Source organism: Streptomyces sp. NPDC006294 (assembly GCF_042870895.1).
Taxonomy (GTDB): Bacteria; Actinomycetota; Actinomycetes; order Streptomycetales; family Streptomycetaceae; genus Streptomyces.
Genome location: NZ_JBIAHV010000003.1, coordinates 311,374 through 327,942 on the forward strand (window position 1 = coordinate 311,374; position 16,569 = coordinate 327,942).

Annotated in this window: 13 protein-coding genes and 2 pseudogenes; 7 read left to right on the top strand and 8 right to left on the bottom strand. The window is 70.8% G+C overall.

The genetic code is table 11. The features are described 5' to 3' along the window. The first annotated feature begins 216 nt into the window (after positions 1-216). Together ACFYOP_RS06965 and ACFYOP_RS06970 are read left to right on the top strand one after the other, a co-directional pair. On the top strand, positions 217-1,770 hold the full coding sequence (locus tag ACFYOP_RS06965; RefSeq protein ID WP_356899152.1) for an APC family permease: 1,554 nt from the start codon (positions 217-219) through the stop codon (positions 1,768-1,770). Between the two features lie 146 nt (positions 1,771-1,916). Further along, positions 1,917-2,789: an EamA family transporter gene (locus ACFYOP_RS06970; protein ID WP_356899246.1), complete on the top strand. Its 873-nt coding sequence runs from the start codon at positions 1,917-1,919 to the stop codon at positions 2,787-2,789. Positions 2,790-2,828: 39 nt separating this feature from the next. On the opposite strand, the pseudogene ACFYOP_RS06975 reads toward ACFYOP_RS06970, so the two are convergent. Together ACFYOP_RS06975 and ACFYOP_RS06980 are read right to left on the bottom strand one after the other, a co-directional pair. Further along, positions 2,829-3,200, bottom strand: a pseudogene (locus tag ACFYOP_RS06975) (VOC family protein); the annotation flags it as partial. A 59-nt stretch (positions 3,201-3,259) separates the two neighbouring features. After that, a complete protein-coding gene (locus tag ACFYOP_RS06980) occupies positions 3,260-3,442 on the bottom strand; it encodes a hypothetical protein (RefSeq protein WP_388451002.1) in 183 nt (60 codons plus the stop codon). A 223-nt stretch (positions 3,443-3,665) separates the two neighbouring features. On the opposite strand from ACFYOP_RS06980, the gene ACFYOP_RS06985 reads away from it, so the two are divergent. Beyond that, the gene (locus ACFYOP_RS06985) at positions 3,666-4,493 is read left to right on the top strand and encodes an LLM class F420-dependent oxidoreductase (protein ID WP_356899245.1); all 828 of its coding nucleotides are present in this window, start codon (positions 3,666-3,668) and stop codon (positions 4,491-4,493) included. Between the two features lie 102 nt (positions 4,494-4,595). Here ACFYOP_RS06985 and ACFYOP_RS06990 read toward each other — a convergent pair whose 3' ends face one another. From ACFYOP_RS06990 to ACFYOP_RS07000, 3 genes are all read right to left on the bottom strand, one after another. After that, on the bottom strand, positions 4,596-4,793 hold the full coding sequence (locus tag ACFYOP_RS06990; RefSeq protein WP_356899244.1) for a hypothetical protein: 198 nt from the start codon (positions 4,791-4,793) through the stop codon (positions 4,596-4,598). A gap of 181 nt (positions 4,794-4,974) precedes the next feature. Beyond that, entirely contained in the window at positions 4,975-5,751 is a 777-nt protein-coding gene (locus ACFYOP_RS06995; protein ID WP_356899243.1) for a hypothetical protein, read from the bottom strand. Further along, entirely contained in the window at positions 5,748-6,938 is a 1,191-nt protein-coding gene (locus tag ACFYOP_RS07000) for a hypothetical protein (RefSeq protein ID WP_356899242.1), read from the bottom strand. Before ACFYOP_RS07000 ends, ACFYOP_RS06995 begins: the two co-directional genes overlap by 4 nt. A gap of 221 nt (positions 6,939-7,159) precedes the next feature. Here ACFYOP_RS07000 and ACFYOP_RS07005 point away from each other — a divergent pair, with 221 nt between their 5' ends. The 3 genes from ACFYOP_RS07005 to ACFYOP_RS07015 all read left to right on the top strand — a co-directional run bounded on the left by ACFYOP_RS07005 (position 7,160) and on the right by ACFYOP_RS07015 (position 12,559). Beyond that, positions 7,160-8,542 (top strand): cytochrome P450, encoded by a 1,383-nt coding sequence (locus tag ACFYOP_RS07005; RefSeq protein WP_356899241.1) that lies wholly within the window; start codon positions 7,160-7,162, stop codon positions 8,540-8,542. Between the two features lie 91 nt (positions 8,543-8,633). Continuing rightward, entirely contained in the window at positions 8,634-11,228 is a 2,595-nt protein-coding gene (locus ACFYOP_RS07010; protein WP_356899240.1) for a bifunctional FO biosynthesis protein CofGH, read from the top strand. Positions 11,229-11,428: 200 nt separating this feature from the next. Then, the gene (locus tag ACFYOP_RS07015; protein ID WP_356899239.1) at positions 11,429-12,559 is read left to right on the top strand and encodes an ADP-ribosylglycohydrolase family protein; all 1,131 of its coding nucleotides are present in this window, start codon (positions 11,429-11,431) and stop codon (positions 12,557-12,559) included. Between the two features lie 81 nt (positions 12,560-12,640). Here the strand turns inward: ACFYOP_RS07015 and ACFYOP_RS07020 are convergent, their stop codons facing one another. Both ACFYOP_RS07020 and ACFYOP_RS07025 read right to left on the bottom strand, forming a co-directional pair. Further along, on the bottom strand, positions 12,641-14,194 hold the full coding sequence (locus ACFYOP_RS07020) for a sodium:solute symporter family protein (RefSeq protein ID WP_356899238.1): 1,554 nt from the start codon (positions 14,192-14,194) through the stop codon (positions 12,641-12,643). Positions 14,195-14,408: 214 nt separating this feature from the next. After that, positions 14,409-15,192, bottom strand: a pseudogene (locus tag ACFYOP_RS07025) (SDR family oxidoreductase). A gap of 80 nt (positions 15,193-15,272) precedes the next feature. Between ACFYOP_RS07025 and ACFYOP_RS07030 the strand changes: the two are divergent. Continuing rightward, entirely contained in the window at positions 15,273-16,112 is an 840-nt protein-coding gene (locus ACFYOP_RS07030; protein WP_356899237.1) for a hypothetical protein, read from the top strand. A gap of 125 nt (positions 16,113-16,237) precedes the next feature. On the opposite strand, the gene ACFYOP_RS07035 is transcribed toward ACFYOP_RS07030, so the two are convergent. Beyond that, positions 16,238-16,447 carry a DUF397 domain-containing protein gene (locus tag ACFYOP_RS07035; RefSeq protein WP_356899236.1) on the bottom strand — a complete coding sequence of 70 codons (210 nt, stop codon included), beginning with the start codon at positions 16,445-16,447 and terminating at the stop codon, positions 16,238-16,240. Positions 16,448-16,569 lie beyond the last annotated feature (122 nt).

Genomic DNA, 16,569 nt, shown 5'->3' on the forward strand with positions numbered 1-16,569 from the left:
GAAAATTTGGAACCGGACAAAACGGGTGTCGCTACGGTTCTCGCATATCGGATAAGGGGGTCGTCGGCCTCGCGATGCACTGCCGATGACGGCCGTACAGCTTTCAAGTAGACGCGAGATGGCCGGTCCGACCTTGGAATCGAACCCTCGGTACCGTCCCGTTATCCGGACCTCGATCTTCCGGATGTGGAAACCGCAGCACCTAACGTCCTCCTCATGACTCAGCTCGATGCGCGGCCACAGGCCGGAGACACGGTACGGAGCGCCCCCGACGGGGGTGTCCGCACCAAGGGCCTCGGCGGTAACTCCGTCGGCCTGATGGGCGGAGCCGTCATCGGCGTCTCGACAGTCGCCCCCGTTTACTGCCTGACCTCCACCCTCGGCCCGACCGTCTCGGAAGTCGGGCTCCAGATGCCCGCGATCTTCCTGGCGGGCTTTCTGCCGATGCTGCTCGTGGCCTTCGCGTACCGCGAGCTCAACAAGGCCGTCCCGGACTGCGGCACCTCCTTCACCTGGTCGGTGAAGGCCTTCGGGCCCAGGATCGGCTGGATGTGCGGCTGGGGCCTGCTGGTGGCCACCGTCGTGGTCCTCTCCAACCTCGCCGGCGTCGCCACATCGTTCTTCTGGCTCACCGCCGGGGAGATCACGGGCAGCGGAAGCGTCGCCGCCCTGGACGGCAACAAGGCCGTCCACATCCTCACGACGCTCGCCTTCATCGCGGTGGCCACGGCCATCAGCTACCGCGGCATCACCGCGACCAAGTGGGTCCAGTACGCCCTGGTCGGCCTCCAGCTCGCCGTCATCGTCGTCTTCGCGGCCATGGCCGTCATGAAGTCCGACGAGGTGGCCGGCTCCCTGGACTTCTCGCTGTCCTGGATGAACCCCTTCAGCGTCGAGTCCTTCTCCGCCTTCACCGCCGGACTCTCCCTCTCGATCTTCATCTACTGGGGCTGGGACACCTGCCTGTCCATCAACGAGGAGAGCGTCGGCAGCGCCCGCACCCCCGGCCGCTCCGCCATGCTCGCCATGGTCGTCATCGTCGCCTCGTACCTGATGGTCGCCATCGCCGTGCAGATGTACGCCGGAATCGGCGAGCAGGGCACCGGCCTCGGCAACCCGGACACCTCCGACAACGTGTTCGCCGTCCTGGCCGACCCGGTCATGGGCTCGGGGCTGGGCATCCTGCTCTTCGTCGCGGTCCTCGCGTCCGCCGCGGCGAGCCTGCAGACCACCTTCATCCCGGTCGCCCGCACCGCGCTCGCGATGAGCACGTACGACGCCATGCCGAAGGCGTTCGCCAAGGTCCACCCGCGCTTCAAGACCCCCGGTCTCGCGACCGTGGCCGCGGGCGTCGCCACCGGCGTCTTCTACACCGTGATGAGCCTGGTGAGCGAGAACGTCCTCGTCGACACCATCTACGCCCTCGGCCTGATGATCTGCTTCTACTACTCGATCACGGCCTTCGCCTGCGTCTGGTTCTTCCGCAACGAGCTGCGCCGGTCGACCGCCAACCTGTTCTTCAAGGGTGTGCTGCCCGGCGTCGGCGGCCTGATGCTCGCCGCCGTCTTCGGCAAGACGCTCTTCGACATGTGGGACCCGGCCTACGGCTCCGGCTCCTCCGTCCTCGGCATGGGCTCGGTCTTCGTCATCGGCGTCGGCCTGCTCCTGCTCGGCGTCGTCCTGATGGTCGTGATGCAGCGCCGCAGCCCGGCGTTCTTCCGGGGCGAGGTCCTCACCAAGGAGACCCCGGCGCTGGAGCTGGCGGACTGAGCCGTCCGGTTGCCGGGCGGACCCACCCGCCCGGCAACCGGCGGACCCCCCCCGCCCGGCAACCGGCGGACCCACCCGCCCGGCCGCGAGGAGCCGACTGGAGTGTCGGCGCCTCGCGGCCCCACGGCCCGTCCTACGGTGCGTTCATGCGAGCAACCGACGGCAGCAGGGCCGTCCTGGCCACGTTCGCCGCCTGCTGCCTCCTCGCCGGTGGCAACGCCGTCGGTATCCGCTTCAGCAACCGTGAGCTCGACCCGCTGTGGGGCGCAGCCCTGCGCTTCGGTGCGGCGGCCGCCGTCCTGCTCCTCGTCACGGCCGTCATGCGGCTCGAGTGGCCGCGCGGCCGGGCACTGGCCGGGGCACTGCTCTTCGGGGTGCTCAACTTCGGGGTCACGTTCGCCCTGGCCTACTACGCACTCGTCCGCATCCACGCCGGCCTCGGCCAGACGATCCTGGCGCTGGTGCCGCTCGCCGCGCTGCTGCTGTCGGTGGCCCAGCATCAGGAGAGGTTCCGCCTGCGGGCGGCGCTGGGAACGCTGCTCGCCGTCGTGGGCGTCGCGGTCGTGTCCCGGGCCCCGCTCCAGGGAACCGTCCCGCTGCTGTCGTTCCTCGCCATGCTCGGTGCGGTGCTCTCCTTCGCGGAGGCGACGGTCCTGGTCCACCGGCTGCCCAAGGTCCACCCGGTCACGATGAACGCGGTCGGCATGACGGGCGCCGCGGTCCTCCTCTTCGCCGGGTCCCGCGCAGTCGGCGACGCGTGGATCCTGCCCGAACGCGCGGCCACGTGGTGGGCACTGGCATATGTCGTGCTGGCGGGCTCGGTGGCGGTGTTCGTGCTCTATCTGCTGCTCGTGCGGGCCTGGGGCCCCTCCCGGGCCGCGTACGTCTTCGTCGTCTTCCCCCTCGTCACCGTCCTCCTGTCGGCCTGGCTGGACGACGAACCCCTGACGGCGAGCCTGCTCCTGGGGGCACCCCTGATCCTGCTCGGCGTCTACGTGGGAGCCTTGCGCCGACGGTGACCGGCTTCCGCCACCGGACGCGGGGCCTCGCGGGACTCACGCCGCGCGTTCCGCCTCGCCCCGCTCCACGCAGAACTCGTTGCCCTCCAGGTCCGAGAGCGTCACCCAGCCCCTGCCGTCCGGGACCCGGTGGTCGGCGACCAGGGTCGCCCCCAGTTCCAGCAGGCGCGCCACCTCTTCGTCGCGGGTACGGTCCGTCGGCACGATGTCCAGATGGACCCGGTTCTTCAGCGCCTTCGGCTCCGGGACGGTGACGAACAGCAGCGTCCCGCCCTTCGACTCGACCAGGGCCTCCGGGTCGCCGGGGGCGTCCTCGTCGGAGACCTCGGCGTCCAGCACCGCGGCCCAGAACGTGGCCAGCCGGTAGGCGTCGGCGCAGTCGATCGTGATGTGGCGCACATGTGATCCCATGGCCGGAGCCTAGGGACCACCCGCCCGGGCCGCACCGGCTTTTCCGGGCGCCGCGCGCGTCAACGCCCCAGGAACACCAGGTTGGTGAACGCCGCGAGCGGCCCCGGCAGCGGTGGCAGGACGGGCGGGTGCCGCACCTTGGCCCGTACGCAGCCCGCGTACTGCGCGGTCGTCCGCCACTCCACCGTGCCGCTGCCGCTGCCCGGCAGCGCCGCCGTGTGCAGCACGCCCTGGTCGGTCACGAACCGGACCGTGCAGCCCGCGCCGTCCCCTCGCATGACCCGCGAGTTGTTCGTCGTCGCACATGCCGTCGGCTCCCCGGAGTGTCGAAGAAGGACAGGAGTGATGCCGGTTCGCAGTCGAACCCCGGTACCGAGCCGTGAACGGGCGGCCAAGGAGGGGGTTCGGCGGACGACGCGGTCATGACCGGCGACGAGAGCCGTACGTACGGCATACGTTGAGCCCATGCGGATCTCGACGACCATCTTCCTCACCGACGAGACGATCGATCCGGTACGGCTGGCCCGCGAACTGGAACAGCGCGGCTTCGCCGGCCTCTTCCTCCCCGAGCACACGCACATCCCGGTGGAGCGCACCACCCCGTACGCCGCGGGCGGCGACCTCCCGCCCGAGTACGGCCGTACCCTGGACCCGTTCGTGGCTCTCGCGCAGGCCGCGACCGTCACCGAACGGCTCGCCCTCGGCACGGGCATCACCCTCGTCGCGCAGCACGACCCGATTGTCCTGGCGAAGCAGATCGCGACCCTGGACCACGTCTCCGGCGGCCGCTTCACGCTGGGCGTCGGCTTCGGCTGGAACGTGGAGGAGGCCGCCGACCACGGCGTCGACTGGGCCTCGCGCCGGGACCTCGTCCTCGACCGGATGCGTGTGATGCGCGCCCTGTGGTCCCCGGAACCGGTCGCGTACACGGGCGACTTCGCGTCCGTCCGCGCCTCCTGCGCCCACCCGAAGCCGGTCGGCGGCACCCCGCGCGTCCTGGTCGGCGGCGCGGCCGGGCCCCAGCTGTTCGCCCACATCACGGAGTACGCGTCCGGTTGGATGCCGATCGGCGGCCGCGGCCTCCAGGACTCCGTCCCGCGCCTCCGCGCCGCCTGGGAACAGGCCGGCCGCGACCCCAAGTCCCTCCAGATCGTCCCGTACGCGGTCCGCCCGTCAGCGGGCAAGTTGGCGCACTACGCGGACCAGGGCATCGACGAGGTGGTGCTCCAACTCCCGCCGGGCGACAAGGCGGAGGTCCTGCGGGCGCTGGACGAGTACGCGCAGTATCTGTAGCGGGGCCGGTGTGCCGCGCGTCGCCATGTCCCGCGGCATCCGACGCCCGCTGCACGACCGGGGAGACCGTCCCCCGCGTGACGGTCTCCGGGCGTCTGGTGGTCAGCCACCGTGCCTGGCACGAAACCACCACACGACGACCGCGACCACCGAGGTCCCCGCCCCGTAGGACACACCTCGCAGGAACTGGTGTGCCACGATGCCCCGGCGTCGCGCCGACCAGGACGCCATGCGGCGCATCCGGTCGCCGGCCGCTCGGGCCGGGCGGGACAGCAGGCGTGTGAGATCAGGAAGCTTCACTGTGTGACTCCTTGGCGTGAACGGACACATGTGTCCTGACCGAATCCGCAGGTGCACGTGGGGAGTAGGGCGGGGAGTCGGTGAGGAAGGCACATGTACAGGGTGCCGATCACAGCCCGGCCGGAGCCAGGACAGATGTCCCTTCTGCGCCGCGGAAGCCCGGCCTCGGCGGCGCGTGTTCCTAGGGGTATTCGACCCGGACGGCCTCGTCCAGGAAGAACTGCCAGTTGCTCGCGACGTAGCGGACCAGGTCGACGAAGGGTGTGCGGCTCTCCATCAGTCCGACGTCGAACTCCCGCAGCCCCTCGTACATTTCGGGGATGAGCCTGCCGACGGTCCGCGGGGCGTAGCCGGTCAGCCGTCCGATCTCCTCCCGGGCGGCCGCGCCCAGGGCGACGGCCCGCCAGATGGCTCTCTTGTTCTCCTCGCGCAGCAGGATGCCGCTGGTGGTGCGGGCGTTGTCGGCCGGCAGGTAGGGATTGAGGACCGGGTCGACGTACGGGCGCCCGAGGGCGGCTTCCCGCACGGTCCTTTCCAGGACGTCCAGTCGTCCGGTTCCCGGACTCTTGGAGCAGTAGCTGCGTACGCCGAGGTTCTGATAGGCGTACAGGAGATGGAGCCGCCTGTTGGCCTCGCCGGAGGTCCAGACCACCGTCGGGATCGCGGGTGTGCGGGCGTGGAGAGTGCGGATCGCGGTCAGTCCGCTGATCAGCAGGGTGTTGCCCCGGACCGAGAGCTGTCCGGACAGCCTGAGGGTGTCGAAGGCTCTGTTCAGGTGCTCATAGAGCAGATCGACGATGGCCACGTCGAATCGCTCGGTGGCCAGCAGGGCGTCCAGGTTGAGCGGGTCGTGCACGGTGACGACCGTGTGACCGTACTCGCGGTCGAGTTCTCTGCTCACGGCACCCGCGAGGAGGTCGGAGTCCTCCACGAGGAGGATCCGTAATCCCTGTTTCATGTCGTCGCCTTCTTGGTGTGCAGTGGGATGTTCAGTCGCATCACCGTGCCGGTCCGGTCGGCGCGGGCATGCGCGGTCAGTTCGCCGCCGAGGGCTCTGGCGGCTCCGCGGAGGTGGTTCAGGCTGCGCGCCTCGTCGTCGAGGACGCCCTCGGGAAGTCCCGGTCCGTCGTCGGCGACTTCTACCGAGATCAGACCGCGGCTGATGTCGCAGGCGATGTCGACGGCCGTCGCACCGTGCTTGGCGGAGTTGGACAGCAGATCGCCCAGGGCACGCCCGACGAGGATGGCGATCGGCCGGGCCACGGAGGCGGGCCCGACGCGAGGGGTGGAGCCGATGCGCAGTACGCCGGAGAACGTGCGGACACGTTCGCTGAGCAGGGCTGCCAGGGGCACCTGGTCTCGCGTCAGGAGCAGTTCGATGCGGTAGTTGCTGACCGCCTGCTCGAGTTCGTTGAGCTTTTCCTGGACGCGGGGCGGGTCGTCGACGTCGGCGCGGATGGATGCGATGCCCGACTTCACGTGGGAGTGGAGGAAGTCGAAGAACTCGCCGAAGTTCTGCTGCTGGACCTCTATCTGCTTCTCCGCGGCGGCCACGCACATTTTGCTGATCGCCATGCCGAGGATGTAGCCGACGGACAGCCACATGGCCGATATCCCGGCCGACAGGACATGCGGTCCGCGGACGACGCCGTTGTTGGCGTACACCAGCAGCAGGAAGATCAGGAAGTAGCCGGTGAGCGCCGCCCATTCGACGACGCGCCGCCGGCGGACGACGTCGGGCGGTGGCCACGGGTAGTAGGCGAGAAAGAGCCACATCGGAGCGGAGTAGTTGCATCCGGGCACGCACAGGACCGAGCTGCCGTACGCCCCCGGTTCCGACATGCCCATGAGGAGGCCGTTCATGAGCAGGGCCTGCGCGGGGTACACCAGAGCCCACCGGCCGCCGCGGGCGAGCGGACCGTATCCGACGAAGAAGAGCGGAGCGAGCCCCAGATGGGCCACCGCCAGGATCGCCACGACCGTAGCGCCGTTTCCCCGGTACGAATCGAAGATGGAGCTGACGAACAAGGTCATCGACTGGAACACGGGCCCGGACCATTCGAGGTTGCCGACCATGTACTTGATGGTTGTGCTGGTCAGTTGCTCGCGGTCCGCCAGACGACGGATCTCTGCGTCGGTAACCAAAGCACCGCCCCGGACGTGACAGCCGCTCTTCGCGGTCGGACCAGCTGATCCGGCCCCACCGGGTCGGTTCCGACGATGCTGGCACACCGGTGTCCGGCAAGGAGGGACAACTGTCCTTTCGTCCCGGCACGTTCCCCGGTCACGCTGACGAAGCCGCGCCAGACACGGCTCGACCCGGCCTGAGCTCGGCACCGTGATCGGCGACAGACTCCGGAGTGCTGATGGAACGCATGCTCGACACCTCGCTTCGAACCGCGGTCACCGGACCGTCCGGCCCCCGCCTGGTCAACTACGCCAGGTTTCTGCGCAACCCGGCCCGCTATCTCCTGCGGCGCATCGCGCCCCTGGCCGGCGAAGGATTCGTTCCCCTCAGCGGTCGCAACGGTGCTCTCGTGGTCGGCCGCGGCCAGGAGGCGGTGAAGAGGTTCTTCACCGACACCGAGACCTTCCCCCGGGCCGACGGGGGCATCTTCTCCCTGCCCGCGGGACAGGCGTGGTCCGGCATGTTCGACACGGTCCTCACCGCGAACGGAGCCGACCACCGCCGACGCCGCAAACTGACCGCCCCCGCGTTCCACGGCAGGCTGATGGACACCTACCGCGCCGTCTTCGCGGACACGTTCGCCACGTCGAAATTCGCCGACCCCGAGGCAGGCACGTTCGACCTGGTGACGGAGTGCCGTCGCATCGCGCGGGTCAACATGCTCGTCTGCCTGCTGGGCGTGCTCCCCACCCCTGAGAACCTGCGGCTGGCCGACGATGTCACCAGGCTGCTGAACTCCATGTTCAACCCCGCCGTGATCCTGTTCCGGTCGTTCAAGCCGTGGACGCCCTACGGACGCTGGGCAGGCCGGGTCGAGCACACCTACCTGGCCCTGGCCGGCCTCATCGAGCGTCGGCGGCTCGAGCCGCCGTCGTGGGACGCCCTGTCGATGCTGTGCCACACGGTCGACGAGACGGGCGACCGCCTCACCACCGCTGAGATCGCCGGCGAGCTTCACGGCCTGTTCGCGGCCGGCTACGAGACGACGGCGAGCGCGATGATCTGGTCGACGCTGACGTCCATGAGCCGGCCGGACCTCGTGCCCCACGGCCTGGAGGCCGTCGTCAAGGAGACGCAGCGGATACTGCCGGCGGTGGCCGTCTCGCTCCCGCGTCGGGCACGCGGCGACGTCCGCCTGGGCGACTCGAACGGCGCATCCGCGAACACGGGCGCATCCGCGAGCATGGGCGCACCCGCGAACACGGTGGCGTTCGTCTCGCCCTTGCTGGAGCACCGCAACCCGGAGGTCTTCAGCGATCCCGACCGTTTCGTCCCGGAGCGCTGGGCAGGTTTCCGGCCCTCGCCGTATGCCTTCCTGCCCTTCGGGCTCGGGAAGCGGCGCTGCCCCGGTGCGGGCTTCGCGGACCTGCAGGTGCAGACGACTCTCTCACTGATCTTCGAACAGTCCGGATGGGCAATGCCGGCCACACGGATCGGCTTTCGCACCGAGAGCGGCATCATCCTGATGCCGGACCGCCCCCTGCCCGTACGACGCAGCCGCGGCCAGGGGCTGGGGCCGATCACCGGCCCGCTCACGATGCTCTGGCGGCCGGCCGGGTGACGGACCTGTGCGGCGGGACGCAGGGGGGCCGGTCTCGGCCACGCGGACGGGGCCGGGCGGGGACGGCCGCGGCCGCTCGTATGCTCGACGCATGACCGATCACCAGGGCGGACCCAGTTCAGTACGGCCCACCGAGAACGCGATGCGGCGTGCGCTGAAGCGGGCCAGGGACGGGGTGGCGCTCGATGTGGCGGAGGCCGCGGTGCTGTTGCAGGCGCGGGGGGCGGACCTGGAGGACCTGACGGCCTCCGCCGCGCGCGTGCGGGACGCGGGTCTGGAGGCGGCGGGGCGCGCCGGCGTGATCACGTACTCGAAGAGCGTGTTCGTGCCGCTCACCCGGCTGTGCCGGGACAAGTGCCACTACTGCACCTTCGCGACCGTCCCGGGCAAGCTGCGCCGCGCCGGCCATGGTCTGTTCATGTCGCCGGACGAGGTGCTGGCGATCGCCCGGCGCGGCGCCGAACTGGGCTGCAAGGAAGCGCTGATCACGCTCGGCGACAAGCCGGAGGACCGCTGGCCCGAGGCCCGTGAGTGGCTGGACTCGCACGGGTACGACGACACGATCGCGTACGTGCGGGCCATGTCGATCCGGATCCTGGAGGAGACCGGGCTGCTGCCCCACCTCAACCCGGGGGTCATGTCCTGGACGGACTTCCAGCGACTGAAGCCCGTCGCGCCGTCGATGGGCATGATGCTGGAGACGACCGCGACCCGGCTGTGGTCGGAGCCGGGCGGGCCGCATCACGGCTCGCCCGACAAGGAGCCCGCCGTCAGGCTCCGGGTGCTGGAGGACGCGGGACGCAGCTCCGTGCCGTTCACGAGCGGGCTGCTGATCGGGATCGGGGAGACGTACGAGGAGCGGGCCGAGTCGCTGTTCGCGCTGCGCCGCGTCTCCCGCGCCTACCACGGCGTTCAGGAGCTGATCCTGCAGAACTTCCGCGCCAAGCCGGACACGGCCATGCGCGGCATGCCGGACGCCGAGGTGGACGAGCTGGTCGCCACCGTCGCCGTCGCCCGGCACATCATGGGGCCCTCCGCGTGCCTCCAGGCCCCGCCGAACCTGGTCGACGCCGAGTACGCACGGCTCATCCGCGCCGGGATCGACGACTGGGGCGGCGTGTCGCCGCTGACCCCCGACCACGTCAACCCCGAGCGGCCCTGGCCGCAGATCGACGAGCTCGCGGCACGGTCCGCCGCCGAAGGGTTCGAGCTGCGCGAACGGCTCTGCGTGTACCCGGAGTTCGTGCGGCGCGGCGAGCCGTGGCTCGACCCGCGGCTGGTCCCGCACGTCCGGGCGCTGGCCGACGAGGAGACCGGCCTCGCGAAGAGCGACGCCCTCCCCACGGGGCTGCCGTGGCAGGAGCCAGACGAGGGCTTCACCGCCACCGGCCGCACCGATCTGCACCGGACCATCGACACCGACGGCCGCACCCACGACCGCCGCGACGACTTCGACCACGTCTACGGCGACTGGGACGCGCTGCGGGAGGCCGCCGCACCCGGCATGGTGCCGCAGCGCATCGACACGGACGTGAGGGCCGCACTGGCCACGGCCGCCGACGACCCGACCAGGCTGACGGACGACGAGGCGCTGGCCCTGCTCCACGCCGACGGCCCCGCCCTGGACGCGCTGACCCGGATCGCCGACGAGCTGCGCCGCGACGTCGTCGGCGACGACGTGACGTACATCGTCACGCGGAACATCAACTTCACCAACGTCTGCTACACCGGCTGCCGTTTCTGCGCCTTCGCCCAGCGGCGTACGGACGCCGACGCCTACACGCTCTCGCTCGGTCAGGTCGCGGACCGGGCGGAGCAGGCGTGGGACGTCGGCGCGGTCGAGGTCTGCATGCAGGGCGGCATCCACCCCGACCTGCCCGGCACCGCGTACTTCGACATCGCGCGAGCCGTCAAGGAACGCGTGCCGGGCATGCATGTGCACGCCTTCTCGCCGATGGAGGTCGTCAACGGGGCCAGCCGCACCAACATGTCCGTTCGCGAGTGGCTGACGGCGGCCAAGGAAGCCGGCCTGGACTCGATCCCCGGCACCGCCGCGGAGATCCTCGACGACGAGGTCCGCTGGATCCTCACCAAGGGCAAGCTGCCCACCGCCGACTGGATCGAGGTGGTGAGGACCGCGCACGAGCTGGGCATCCGGTCCTCGTCCACGATGATGTACGGGCACGTGGACCAGCCCCGGCACTGGCTCGGCCACTTCCGCACCCTGGCCCGGATCCAGCAGGAGACCGGTGGCTTCACCGAGTTCGTGACGCTCCCCTTCATCCACACCAACGCGCCCGTCTATCTGGCGGGCATCGCCCGGCCGGGCCCGACCGTCCGGGACAACAGGGCGGTCACCGCGATGGCCCGGCTCCTCCTCCACCCGTACATCACCAACATCCAGACGAGCTGGGTGAAGCTCGGCGCGGAGGGCGCGGCGGAGATGCTCCGCTCTGGGGCGAACGACCTCGGCGGCACGCTGATGGAGGAGACCATCTCCCGGATGGCGGGCTCCGGTTACGGCTCGTACCGCTCCGTCCGTGACCTCACCGCCATCGCGGAGGCGGCGGGGCGTCCGGCGAGGCCGCGTACGACCCTGTACGGCGAGGTGCCGGCCGAGCGGCAGCGGGCGGCGAGCGCGTCCGACGGGCATCTGCCGGAGCTGCTGCCGCTGCTGCCGGAGTGACCCTCGTGGTCGAACGGCCCCGTGCCCGGCGCGGACGAATCAGGCGGTAGGCGGCAGCGGCTCACGTCCGGCGACATACCCGTCCGTACCCCGCGAGGCGACGGACGGGGCCGCCGAGTGCCCCTGAAGCCGCCACGGCCGTTCGATTACAGTGCTGCGCCGGGCAGTGTTCGTGCGACGACGTCGGGGGGAGGAGCGCGGTGAGCGCAGCAGCCGCAGGGGTGTGGGGCCGTGCCGAGCAGCAGGACTTCCGTGCGCGGGTGCGCGGGGCGCTGCTCGGGGGCGCCGTCGGCGACGCGCTCGGCGCCGGGGTCGGCGGGCTGGCCCTGGACGAGATCCGCGCCGCCCACGGGCCGGACGGGCTGACCGACCTCACGCCGATCAACGGCCGCCGGGGCGCGGTCACGGCCGCCACCCAGCTCACGCTCTTCACCGTGGACGGGCTGATCCGGGCGCAGGTCCGGCGCGACACCGGGGCCTGGCATCCGCCGACCGATGTGCACCGGGCGTATCTGCGGTGGGCGGCGACCCAGCGCGACTGGGGGCCCGACGAGCGCCGCAAGGACAACGGGTGGCTCGCCCGCGAGGAGTGGCTCTACAGCCGGCGGAACCCTTCGCGGGACACGCTCACCGGTCTCGCCGACGACAGCATGGGCACCTTGCAGACCCCGAAGAACCCGGCGGCGCAGGACGCGGGGGCGCTGGTGCGGTCGGCGCCGTTCGGCCTGCTGGTGGGCTGGGAGCCGCAGCTGGTGTGCCAGCTCGCCGTCGAGTGCGCGGTGCAGACGCACGGGCATCCGACCGCGTATCTGTCGGCGGGCGCGTTCGCCGTCATCGTGCACGGGCTCGCCCGCGGGGAGACGCTGGACGGCTCGGTGCAGCGCGCGCTGGCGCAGCTGGCCTCCCGGCCGGGGCACCAGCCCGTGACGGACGCGCTCAAGCAGGCGCTCGGGGCCGTACGGCAGGGCATCCCGAGCCCGGCCCGGGTGGCCTCCCTGGGCGAGGGCCACGTCGCGGAGGACGCCCTCGGCGTCGCCGTCTACTGCGCCCTGGTCGGCGAGGACATCCGGCACGGGCTGCGGCTGGCCGTCAACCACGACGGCCCGTCCGAGGTGACGGGCGCGGTCTGCGGTGCGCTGCTGGGGGCGCTGCACGGGGAGACGGCGCTGCCGCCGGCGTGGCTGTGCGAGCTGGAGGGGCGTCCGACGCTGCTGGAGATCGCGGACGACTTCGCGATGGAGATGACCCAGGGGCCGGCGCTGCACAGCCCGACGGCGACGGCCCCGGGCTGGCTGCAGCGGTATCCGCGCGGTGCGGCGGAGCTGACATAGACCCCGGGGTGCGGGCGGCCGTCACGCGGGGAAGGGACGACCGCCCGCCGACTGCCCGGACCCGGGCCCCGGGGGCGTGCGTCAGCTGCCCGCGGCCTCCCGGGCGGGCGGGGCCGGGACCACGGCCGCCGCGCCGAAGTCACCGGTGTCGTCGCCGTTGATCTTCGCCAGCACCTCGTCGCGCTCCGGGGTGTCCTCCGGCTTGATCCAGCCGACCACCACGTAGAGGACGAGCGACACCACGAGCGGTACGGACACCTGGTACTGCAGCGGCACCCCGCCCTCGACGGCCCAGTTGACCGGGTAGTTGACCAGCCAGAAGGTGACCAGGCCGACGCCCCAGCTGAGCAGCGCCGCGGTGGGACCGCTCTTGCGGAACCAGGGCAGCAGACCCAGCATCAGCGGGATCGCGATCGGACCCATCAGGCCGGCCACCCACTTGATGACGACGGTGATGATGTCGCCGAAGAACGGCGAGTTGACCTGGGTCGCGATCGCCATCGACAGGCCGAGGAAGAGCAGCGTGGTCCAGCGGGCGGCGAGCAGCCCCAGCCGGGTGTCCCACTCGCGGGCCTTGCGGGACAGCGCGGGCATGATGTCGCGGGTGACGACGGCGGCGATCGCGTTGGCGTCGGAGGAGCACATGGCCATCGTGTGGGAGAAGAAGCCGACGATGACCAGGCCCAGCAGACCGTGCGGCAGCAGCTGCTCCGCCATCAGCGCGTAGCTGTCGGAGGGGGTGTCGGTGTCGATGAGCAGCGGGGCGACCCACATCGGGAAGAACAGCACGGCCGGCCAGACCAGCCACAGCACCGCGGACAGGACCGCGGAGCGCCGCGCGGACTCCGCGGAGCCGGTGGCCATGTAGCGCTGCGCCTGGTTCCACATGCCGCCGTTGTACTCGAAGGTCTTGATGAAGAGGTACGCGATCAGGAACACCATCATGTACGGGCCGGCCAGCGGCTCCGCGTGACCGGCGAGTTCGGGCTCGTCCCACACGGTCCACAGGCTGCTGAAGCCGCCCAGTTCGGCGATGACGGCGACGAGCATCGCGATGCCGGCGACGAACTGGATGATGAACTGGCCGAGTTCGGTGAGGGCGTCGGCCCACAGCCCGCCGACGGTGCAGTAGACGGCGGTGACGGCGCCGGTGATCAGAATGCCCATGTTGAGGGAGACGCCGGTGAATACGGAGAGAAGCGTGGCGATGGCGGCCCACTTCGCCCCGACGTCGACGATCTTCAGCAGGACGCCGGACCAGGCGAGCGCCTGCTGGGTGGGCAGGTTGTAGCGGTTCTTGAGGTATTCGAGAGGTGAGGCGACGTGCAGTCGCGACCGCACCCGGTTGAGCCGCGGCGCGAAGAGCTTGGCGCCGATCGCGATGCCGATCGCGATGGGGAAGGACCAGGTGACGTACGAGGTGACGCCGTAGGTGTAGGCGATGGCCGCGTATCCGGTGAACATCACCGCGCTGTAGCCCGACATGTGGTGGGAGATGCCGGACAGCCACCAGGGCATCTTGCCGCCGGCGGTGAAGAAGTCGCTGACGTTCTCGACCCGCTTGTGGGACCAGACGCCGATCGCGACCATCACACCGAAGTAGCCGATGAGCACGGCCCAGTCGAGACTGTTCATGTCCCCTCCAGGGGATCCGGGTGGTCGGTCCGTATGATGAACGCGGTTCATGGTCCGGCCCGACGGGGCGGCAGAACAACGCGTCTACGGGTCAAGGCAGAGTAAAATTGTTCTGTCAGTTGACTCTGATTCAGATACATGACCGACCGAAAGGCAGGAAAACGGCCGCGCCGGAAGTGTGCCGGTGCGGCCGCGTCGCGTCGGGGAGCGCCTGTCACCTCATGAGCTCACCCGCGTTGACGAGGGAGCGACTGACCCGTGATCGCGCGGGCGCGGTCGGAGGCCAGGAACACCGCCGCCTCGGCCACGTCCCGGTCCGTGGCGAGCTCCGGAAGCGCCATCCGCCGCGTGAGCCTGCCGAGCACCTCGTCCTCCGGCACCCCCTCGGCGCGGGCGGCGGACCGCACGTACGCCCGCACCGGCGGGCCCCACATCCAGCCCGGCAGCACGGTGTTCACCCGGATCCGGTCGGGGCCGAGCTCTCGCGCCAGGGAGTACATCGCCGACGTCAGCGCGCCCTTGGACGCCGCGTAGGCCGCCTGCCGCACCTGTGAGGGCGCGGCCACCGCCGACTGCGTGCCGATGAACACCACGGAGCCGCCGTGCTCCCTGAGTCCCGGCAGACAGGCGCGCGTCATCCGCAGGCTGCCGAGCAGATTGACGTCCAGAACGCCCTGCCAGACAGCGAAGTCCGCGTCCTGGAGGCCGCCGAAGCAGCGGTCCCACGCGGCGACGTGCACCACCGCGTCGATGCACCCGAAGCGCTCCAGCGCGAGGGCTGCCAGGGCCTCGCACTGCCCCTCGTCGGTGATGTCGGCGACCCGGTACGCGCTGCGCGTGCCGCCGGGGTCGACCGCGCCCGCCGATTCGGCCAGTCGCGCCTCCGTACGCGCGCCCAGCACGGCGTTGCCGCCGGCCTCGACGACCGCTGCCGCGACCTGGTGCCCGAGCCCGGCGCCGACGCCGGACACGATGACGGTCCTGCCCTGGAGCAGCATCCGGCGCCTCCCGAGGCTGGCGGATCGACTGACGGGGCGTCAGAGTAGGTCCGTCCGGCGGAGGAGGGAAGGGGAGCGCCGTGGGCGAGGACACGCGCAGCGAGGTGTACGCGGAGCTGGCGGCCGTCGGCCCGTACGGGGTGCGCCCCGGCCACGCGCTGATCACGATGGTGGAGCCGCACCCGGGCCACGAGTACGCGTACAACCGCTGGTACGAGGACGACCACTACTACGCGGGCGCCATGGCGATGCCCTGGATCAGCGCCGGACGCCGCTGGGTGGCCACCCGGGACCTCCAACTGCTGCGCTATCCGGCGACCTCGGCGGTGGCGCAGCCGGTGACCGCCGGGTGCTACCTCTCGGTCTACTGGATCACCGAGGGCCGCTACGACGACCATATGAAGTGGACGGTCGCCATCAACAAGCGCCTCGGCCGTGACGGCCGGGTCCACCAGCGGCGGACCCATGTCTTCACGGCCTTCCAGGACCACGAGGCCACCGTCTACCGCGACGGCGCGGCCGGCCCCCGCGACCTCCACGCGCTGGACCATCCGTACGCCGGCCTGGTGGTGGAGGTCATCGACGCCGACGGGCCCGAGCGGCGGGCCGAACTGCTGGAGTGGCTGCGGGCGAAGCACCTGCCGGGGAGGCTGGCGGGCTCGTGCACGGCGATGGTGACCGTCTTCCGGCCGACCCCGCTGCCGGGCGACCGGATGACCTATGTGCAGCAGGTCGAGGGTGTCGACACCCGGCTGACACTGCTGTGGTTCCTCGAACAGGACCCGAGGGAACGGTGGGACGACACGTTCACGGGGCTGGACACGGCCGTCGGGGAGGCGGGGCTGGGGCGGGTGGAACTGGTGGCGCCGTTCGTACCGACCGTGCCGGGGACCGACCGGTACGTCGACCGGCTGCGGTGACGCGGGGAGGCACGGGGTGTTGAGACGGTCCGGTCGCGGGGGGCATGGCCGAGCCCCCTCGGCCGGGACGGCGAACCAGTCGAGAGGGCCCTCGTATCGTCGAACGTGCTGCGGCGGTGGCGCGCTCAGCCGAGCTGGAACGCGCCGTCGCCCACTTCGTTCACGAACGCGTTCCACGAGTCGGGGACGAAGGTGATCGTCGGTCCCGCGGGGACTTTGGAGTCCCGTACGGAAACCGCCTGGACGATGGGGGACCTGACCTCGATGCATGCGCCGTTTCCGGTGGAGTACGAGGACTTCGTCCAGGTCTCCGTCGCGCCCTGAAGGATTGCCATGTTCGCTCCGCTTCCGGCAAGTGATGTGATCCGAGCCAGCGTTCTTGCTGGCTTGATCGACGCTACTCGCCAAGTGCGGGGCCCGAAGCGGGCGTTCACTCGACCGGGTGGCCTATGCCATG

Bases quoted from the DNA above. Each gene is read 5' to 3' on its own strand.
- ACFYOP_RS06965 (WP_356899152.1), top strand. From the start codon at position 217: ATGACTCAGCTCGATGCGCGGCCACAGGCCGGAGACACGGTACGGAGC.
- ACFYOP_RS06970 (WP_356899246.1), top strand. From the start codon at position 1,917: ATGCGAGCAACCGACGGCAGCAGGGCCGTCCTGGCCACGTTCGCCGCC.
- ACFYOP_RS06985 (WP_356899245.1), top strand. From the start codon at position 3,666: ATGCGGATCTCGACGACCATCTTCCTCACCGACGAGACGATCGATCCG.
- ACFYOP_RS06995 (WP_356899243.1), bottom strand. From the start codon at position 5,751: ATGAAACAGGGATTACGGATCCTCCTCGTGGAGGACTCCGACCTCCTC.
- ACFYOP_RS07005 (WP_356899241.1), top strand. From the start codon at position 7,160: ATGGAACGCATGCTCGACACCTCGCTTCGAACCGCGGTCACCGGACCG.
- ACFYOP_RS07010 (WP_356899240.1), top strand. From the start codon at position 8,634: ATGACCGATCACCAGGGCGGACCCAGTTCAGTACGGCCCACCGAGAAC.
- ACFYOP_RS07020 (WP_356899238.1), bottom strand. From the start codon at position 14,194: ATGAACAGTCTCGACTGGGCCGTGCTCATCGGCTACTTCGGTGTGATG.
- ACFYOP_RS07035 (WP_356899236.1), bottom strand. From the start codon at position 16,447: ATGGCAATCCTTCAGGGCGCGACGGAGACCTGGACGAAGTCCTCGTAC.